Below are 7,278 nucleotides of genomic sequence, written 5' to 3' on the forward strand. Positions count from 1 at the left end.
GGTGAGGGTCGGGGGAAGGGTTCCCCCTCCGGTCGCGAGGACCGGAGAGGGAACCCGGGATTCGGCTGTGCTACTCAGATCACGGAGCCGACGGGCGTGCCGTAGCCGATGGACAGGCTCTGCGTACGCCACGGGCTTCCGATGGCCGACAGGTAGGTCTCCTGCAATTGGTTGCTCCCGGCATCCAATGAGTAAACGCTCGCGTAGGTCATCGCCTGGTTGGCGTCGGGGTGCACGAGCGCGTCGATGTTGCCGGCCGGGTTCGGCGTCCCGTACTTGGCCGACAGGTCCTGGCTCGTCCACGCGGCGCCGAGCTGCGAGATGTAGCTCTCTTCCAAGTGGCCGTTTCCAGCGTCGACAGTGTAAACACTCGTGTATCCATTGTGGTACAGGGCGACCGGCGCCGTGTTGAGGCTCGCGGCCGGAGTCCCGGACTGGGGCACCAGGTCCTTGGAGTACCAGGGCTGACCGATGGCCGACAGGTACGTCTCCTGCAAGTGGCCGTTCGAGTCGATGGTGTAGACGCTGGTCCAGCCCTGGTGCACGGCGACGGTCGGGGCGACGGTGGTCGCCGGGGTGCCGTACTTGGTGCTGAGGTCCTGGGTGACCCAGTTCTGGCCGAGTGCGGCGATGTAGCTTTCGCGGACGTGGCCGGTTCCGGCGTCGACGGTGTAGACGCTGGTGTAGCCGCTGTGCATGATCGAGACCGGCTTGATGTTGGCCGAGGCCGGTGCGCCGTCAGTGGCGGCGAGGTCCTTGGAGTACCAGGGGCCGCCGAGTTTGGGCAGGTAGGTCTCCTGCAAATGACCGTTGCTCTGGTCGATCGTGTATACGCTCAGCCAGTCCTGGTGCAGGACGGTGGTCGGGGTGACCGAGGTGATGGGCGTGCCGTAGTTGGCGGTCAGGTCCTGTGTGGCCCAAGAGCCGCCCATCTTCGGCAGGTAGGTCTCCTGCACGTGGTGGTTGCTGGCGTCGACGGTGTAAACGCTCGTGTATCCGTCGTGGTAGATCGCGACCGGCTGCGTGCCGGCGAGCACCGCCGGGGTCCCGTAGTTGTTGGAGAGGTCCTGGGTGGCCCAAGAGCCGCCCATCTTCGGCAGGTACGTCTCCTGCAGATGGCTGTTGCTGGAGTCCACCGAGTACACGCTCGTATAGCCGTCGTGCACCAGCGTCGGGCCCGCGGCCGTCTCCGCCGGGGTCTGCGCCGGTGGCGGAGGCGGCGTCGCACCGCCGCTGGTCCAGAGGTAGGTGACGGTGACGTCGCCGTTGTCGGTGAGGCCGATGTTGGAGAACGTGCCGTCGGCCAGGTCGATGCCGGCCGGGTTCACGATCGTGGACCCGATATCGGACTTGTCGCCGTTGTAGCCGTTGTCGTAAGCGGCCTGGGCCTCCGGCTCGCCCTGCGGCAGGCTGGTGAACTCGGCGCGCGGGTTGTCCCAGTAGTTGTCGTGGATGTTCCACGGGCCGACGTCCCACACCGGCGCGGTCTCACACCGCACCGGCCCGCAGACCTGGACCGAGTACTCGCCGGACCCCTGCGGGGACAGCGCGGTCGTGGACGGCAGCGCCACGAAGTGGTCGTTCGGCTGGATCACGTGGCCGTTGGCGGTGGTGCTGCCGACCAAGCCCTCATCGGTGGCGAACACCTTGTAGGACAGTGGCGTTGCGGTGGCGCTCGGGGCGGCCACGGCCGCGTTGAGGTTCGCGTCCGCGGTCACCGCGACGCTGGTGACGCTCGGCGCCGTCCCCGAGGCGCTGCTCCACATCGTCACGCGGGTCTGCACCAGCTTCGCCGCCTCGGACAACCGGGTGGCGCCGCTCGCCGCGGCCGGAGTCCACTCGGTCCAGGTGCCGTTTGCGGCCTGGCCCCGGACATCGACCTCGACGCGGGAGCCGGACGGCTGCTGCACAGCGGAGCTGACAGTGAGCTGGTTCGTCGCGGCGGACAGAGCGTGCGCTGGGAAGGTGTCCATGGCGTAGCCACGGGAGTCCTGGGCGGCGGCCGTGTGCGCGTGGACGTCCCGGACGGCCAGCGCGTGGCCGGTCCACGCGGTGTTCACGTCGTCGGAGTGGGCCTGGGCCAGGTTCTCCTGCCAGCTGGTCGTGCTGGTCGTGCTGGTCGTGCTGGTCGGGTTCGCCGCGGCGGCGCCGGCCGGGCCGGCGGCCACGGTCGCCACGCCGGTGGCGGCGAGCAGCACGGTGCCGAGGGCGGCGGCGGGTATTCGGAGTCTGCGATTGTTACTCATGACATCGAGTCCTTGGATACCTCTTAGTAGGGGATTACCAGTTAGCTGTTGGTTTACTCTCAGATGACGGATGCAGTGGGTGTCCCGTAGCCCACCGACAGGCTCTGCGAGCGCCAGGCCTGACCGATCGCCGCCAGGTAGGTCTCCTGGAGCTGGTTGCTGCCGGAGTCGATCGAGTAGACGCTGGCGTAGACCATGTTCTGGTTGGCGTCCGGGTGCACCAGCGCGTCGATGGCGCCGGTCGGGTTCGGCGTGCCGTACTTCGCCGACAGGTCCTGGCTGGTCCACGGGGAGCCGAGCTGGGAGAAGTAGCTCTCCTCCAGGTGGCCGTTGCTCGCGTTGACCGTGTAGACGCTGGTGTAGCCGCCGTGGAACAAGGCGATCGGCGCGGTGTTCAGGCTGGCCGCCGGGGTCCCGGACTGCGGGACGAGGTCCTTGGAGTACCAGGGCTGACCGATCGCGGACAGGTAGGTCTCTTGCAGGTCGCCGTTGCTGTCCAGGGTGTAGACGCTGGTCCAGCCCTGGTGCACGGCGACGGTCGGCGCCACGGTCGTGGCCGGGGTGCCGTACTTGGCGGTGAAGTCCTGGGTGACCCAGTTCTGGCCGAGTGCGGCGATGTAGCTTTCGCGGACGTGGCCGGTTCCGGCGTCGACGGTGTAGACGCTGGTGTAGCCGCCGTGCATGATCGAGACCGGCTTGATGTTGGCCGAGGCCGGTGCGCCGTCAGTGGCGGCGAGGTCCTTGGAGTACCAGGGGCCGCCGAGTTTGGGCAGGTAGGTCTCCTGAAGGTGGCCGTTGCTCTGGTCGATCGTGTACACGCTCAGCCAGTCCTGGTGCAGCACCGTCGTGGGCGTCACCGACGTCGCCGGAGTGCCGTAGTTGGCGGTCAGGTCCTGTGTGGCCCAAGAGCCGCCCATCTTCGGCAGGTAGGTCTCCTGCACGTGGTGGTTGCTGGCGTCGACGGTGTAAACGCTCGTGTATCCGTCGTGGTAGATCGCGACCGGCTGCGTGCCGGCGAGCACCGCCGGAGTGCCGTAGTTGTTGGAGAGGTCCTGGGTGGCCCAAGAGCCGCCCATCTTCGGCAGGTACGTCTCCTGCAGATGACCGTTGCTCGCGTCAACGGTGTAGACGCTGGTGTAGCCGTCGTGCACCAACGTCGAACTCGCGGCGGTCTCCGCCGGGGTCTGGGCCGGCGGGGGAGTCGGCGGGACCAGCTTGGTGTAGTGCTGTGGGTAGAAGGTCCCGGCGTTGGGGTCGTCGTAGGGATAGGTGATGAGGCGGTAGGCGGTGCCGTAGGAGCCGCTGGGACCGTGCTGCTCGAAGCCCCAGTAGGCGGTGTGGCTGGAGTCCGACCAGTGGTCGAACATCACCACGTGGCCTTGGCTGCCCGCGGACGGGTTGGTGAGGACGTCGCCCTGCTGGAGGTTGTCCTTGGCGACGTCGACGAAGCCGTTGGACTCGTACATCTGGCCGGACACCAGACCACCGGGGGTGGGTGAGGTGTCGCTGATGTGCAGGGCGTAGGACACGAAGCCGGAACAGTCGGCCCGGTAGTCGCCGAAGCCGGACGTGCCGTCGCCCTGGTTGTAGATGACGCCTTGGCCGCCGTTGGCATCGACCCACTGCATGGCGCGGGCCGCGGCCATGCAGCCGGCGATGTTTCCGTCTTCGGACGAGGTGTCGGTACAGGTGCTGGCGGCGTCTTGCGGGGCGACCGCCGGTGCTACGGAGGCGGTGCGCACGGCCGGTGCGGCATACGCCGAACCGGCGCTCGCGACCAGCCCGAGGGCCGTCGCGCCGACGGCCAGCGCGACCCGCACGCGGGTGTTGCGCGGGAATCTCATTTGGTGTCCTCTTCCTTTCATCAATGTCTGATTCGAGGCGTTGAGCGACATTCGTTCCGTGATTCCGGGCAGCCGGGATCGCCCCGCGGCCCGCATTAGGGACGGGTTATGCAGCGTGGAGCAAACTGATTCAGTGCTTTTACAGACCCCGGGTGCGAGGTCCCACCACCCACCCGACGACGGCCGGCTGCCGTCGCCTCCACCACACCCGGTCGCCCGGGTGGATCAGAAGTGCAGGGTGACGCACTTCGGCGGGGGCGGCGTCGTGGAGCCGGGAGGCGGGCACGTGTTCCCCCAGCCGGTGTCGTCGTCGCCCCGGACGCCGGCCGCTGTGTGGGCGGCCGCCGTAGCGGTGGTGCGCGCCGCGCCGTACGCGGCGGTGGAGACGGTGGTCGTCGCGATCGCGGTGGCGACGGCCAAGGTGGTCAGGGCGAAGGCGTTCGGTCTGCGCATGTCTCGTCCCTTTCACGTGAATGTCAGGCGCCCGTGTCAGAGTTCCTGCATACACAGTGATTCCTGGAATGGCCGGGCCGACAGGTGCCAGATGGTTCACCATGTGGCTGGGAAGAACTGGAAGGAAGACATCGATGGACGGACCGTCCGGAACCGGGCAGGGGGAAGACGTCCTGGCCGCCGTCTACGCCTGGGTGGTCGCCGAGCGCCGGCCGACCGACGCCGACCTGGCGCGGATGCCGTCCGAAGTCGGCCACCCCGAAGCCGAGTGCCGGCGGGCCGTGGCGCTGCTGGAGGAACGGCACGTCCTGGTCCGTGCCGGCGCCACCGTCGCCGCGGCCAGCCCCGATGTGGCGATCGCGGCCCTGGTCGGCCCGCGCGAGAGCGCGCACCGCCGGGCCGAGATGGACCTGCTGGCCGAACGCGGCCGCACCGACCGGCTCCGGGCCCGGCTGTCCGCGCTCGCGCCGGTCTACTCCGAACTGGCCCGCGAAGGCGGCTCGCCCGGCGTCGACGTCATCGAGGACATGCACGCGGTCCGGGCCCTGATCAGCGATCTGACCTCGACCTGCGAGAGCGAGATCATGGCCTGCCAGCCCGGCGGCGGCCGACCGCCCCGGGCCCTGGCCGACGCCCTGCCCCGGGACCTGGCGCTGCTGCGCCGCGGCATCGTGCTGCGCAGCCTGTATCAGCACACTGCGCGCTTCCACGTCCCCACCCAGGACTACGCCGAATCCGTGCTCGCCGAGGGCTCACAGATCCGCACCGTCGCCGAGATCCCCGGCCAGATGATCGTCGTGGACCAGCGGACCGCGTTCCTGCCGCACGTCCGCCACGAGTTCGGGGCGATCGTCGTCCGCGAACCCTCGATCCTGGCCTACCTGTGCTCGGCCTTCGAACAGTCCTGGAACCTCGGCACGCCCTACCAGACCGGCCCGTCCGCCGCCCGGATGGCCGTCACCGAGATCAAGTCCTCGATCCTGACGCTGATGGCCAACGGCCTGAAGGACGACGTGATCGCCAAGCGTATGGGACTGTCGGTCCGGGCCTGCCGCGGCCACATCGCCGAACTGATGGAGGCCTTCGGCGCGCGCAGCCGGTTCCAGGCCGGGGTGATCGCCGCCGGGCTGGGGCTGCTGGACCCGAAAGGGGTGGGTGGGACGCCTGAGGTCGGCCCTGCCTGAGGCCGCGTGAGGCCGGCACCGAGTGCGGCCGCCGTACCCCCGGGACGTCGCGGGTACGGTGATCTCATGCGTATCTGTGTCTTCCTCTCCGCCGCCGATCTCGACGAGCGCTACACCGGCCCGGCCCGCGACTTCGCCGAACGCCTCGGCAAGGGCGGCCACACCCTGGTCTGGGGCGGGTCCGACGTCGGCCTGATGAAGGTGCTCGCCGACGGCGTCCAGGACAGCGGCGGCCGCCTGGTCGGGGTCTCGGTCGGCTTCCTGTCCGACAAGGCCCGCCCGGACACCGACGAGATGGTGGTCGCCGCCGACCTCGCCGAGCGCAAGAAGCTGCTGCTGGCCAAGGCCGACGCGGTGGTGGTGATGGTCGGCGGCACCGGCACCCTGGACGAGGCCACCGAGATCCTGGAGCTGAAGAAGCACGGCCACACCGCCAAGCCGATCGTCCTGCTCAACACCGCCGGCTTCTACGACGGCCTGAAGCAGCAGTTCCGCCGCATGGAGGACGAGGGCTTCCTGCCGCTGCCGCTGGCCGATCTGGTGCACTTCTCCGACGAGCCCGCCGAGGCGCTGGCATATCTGGACTCTGCGATACACGCATGATGCCTTGAGTTCCGTCCGTGATGCCTGCGGGCGGGTTCTTTCGCCAGATACCGCACTACTGGTCGCGATCAAGGCGGATTGCTACGTTGCGCCTCGATGACCGCTACAACTTCGATACTGTGCGCCCTGCTCGGCACCTTGCCGGTGACGACGGCGTTGTCCTCCGGCGCGGACTGCTTTCAACCGCGCCTGGAGATATCGGTGACGGTGAACGGCCGTCCCGCGGTCCCCGATCCGCTGATCAGGACCGGCGGCCCGGTCCACCTCACCTACCGGCTGACCAACCCCGGCGACTGGGACATCGGTGATATCCGGCTGACCGCGCCGCGGGGCACGATCGTCTGCCCCTCCGGCGGTGCCGAGGTCCCGGTGCTGGAAGCGCACAGAAGCGTGACGTGCGAGGCGGTGGTCGACAGCGCCGCCGCCGGGACGCAGGACGGGACCGTCACGGCCACCGGGCAGGTCCGGTGGTGGTGGCACGACGACGACCACCATGACTGGCGCCAGTCGGTGACGGCTTCGGCGCCGGTCGGGTATCGCGGGGTCGGTGGGCTGATCACGGCCACTGATTCGGTGTCGGTCACGCCGACCGCGAGCGGCGGCCGGGCCACTTTCGCCTACACGGTCACCGATGTGGGGAACCTGCCGGTCTACGACTTCTCGCTCGCCGACCCGCTCGTTCCCGCCGCGAAACTCAGCTGCGGCGGTATTTCTGGCGGATTGGCGCCGGGCGCGGTCGCTCATTGCGGTGCTGTGGTCGATCTGGCGCCTGGCGCCTATCACAGCACTCTGTCTGTCACCGCTGACGACCGCACCTCGACCGCCGGTGAAGACGGCGGCACCGTCGCGCCGCCGACGCTTTCCGCTTCCGCGGCCGACGGATTCACCGTGGTGGCCCTACCGCCGCCGCCACCCTCGCCGACTCCCACACCCACCCCGACGCCGACC

At 69.0% G+C, this 7,278-nt stretch carries 5 protein-coding genes and 1 pseudogene; 3 read left to right on the forward strand and 3 right to left on the reverse strand.

The genetic code is table 11. The annotated features are described in order from the left end of the window. Positions 1-74: 74 nt before the first annotated feature. The 3 genes from KGQ19_RS46350 to KGQ19_RS46360 form a co-directional block, all read right to left on the reverse strand. On the reverse strand, positions 75-2,246 hold the full coding sequence (locus KGQ19_RS46350; RefSeq protein WP_212021629.1) for a DUF8814 domain-containing protein: 2,172 nt from the start codon (positions 2,244-2,246) through the stop codon (positions 75-77). 59 nt (positions 2,247-2,305) lie between these two features. Then, a complete protein-coding gene (locus KGQ19_RS46355; protein WP_212021631.1) occupies positions 2,306-4,090 on the reverse strand; it encodes a peptidoglycan amidohydrolase family protein in 1,785 nt (594 codons plus the stop codon). 225 nt (positions 4,091-4,315) lie between these two features. Then, positions 4,316-4,543 (reverse strand): hypothetical protein, encoded by a 228-nt coding sequence (locus KGQ19_RS46360; RefSeq protein ID WP_212021633.1) that lies wholly within the window; start codon positions 4,541-4,543, stop codon positions 4,316-4,318. Positions 4,544-4,677: 134 nt separating this feature from the next. Here KGQ19_RS46360 and KGQ19_RS46365 point away from each other — a divergent pair, with 134 nt between their 5' ends. The 3 genes and pseudogenes from KGQ19_RS46365 to KGQ19_RS46375 form a co-directional block, all read left to right on the forward strand. Next, entirely contained in the window at positions 4,678-5,727 is a 1,050-nt protein-coding gene (locus tag KGQ19_RS46365) for a helix-turn-helix transcriptional regulator (RefSeq protein ID WP_212021635.1), read from the forward strand. Between the two features lie 66 nt (positions 5,728-5,793). Beyond that, positions 5,794-6,330 carry an LOG family protein gene (locus tag KGQ19_RS46370; RefSeq protein WP_212021643.1) on the forward strand — a complete coding sequence of 179 codons (537 nt, stop codon included), beginning with the start codon at positions 5,794-5,796 and terminating at the stop codon, positions 6,328-6,330. A gap of 96 nt (positions 6,331-6,426) precedes the next feature. After that, positions 6,427-7,278 (forward strand): annotated as a pseudogene (locus KGQ19_RS46375) (hypothetical protein); the annotation flags it as partial.

This window comes from Catenulispora pinistramenti (assembly GCF_018274385.1).
Classification (GTDB): Bacteria; Actinomycetota; Actinomycetes; order Streptomycetales; family Catenulisporaceae; genus Catenulispora; species Catenulispora pinistramenti.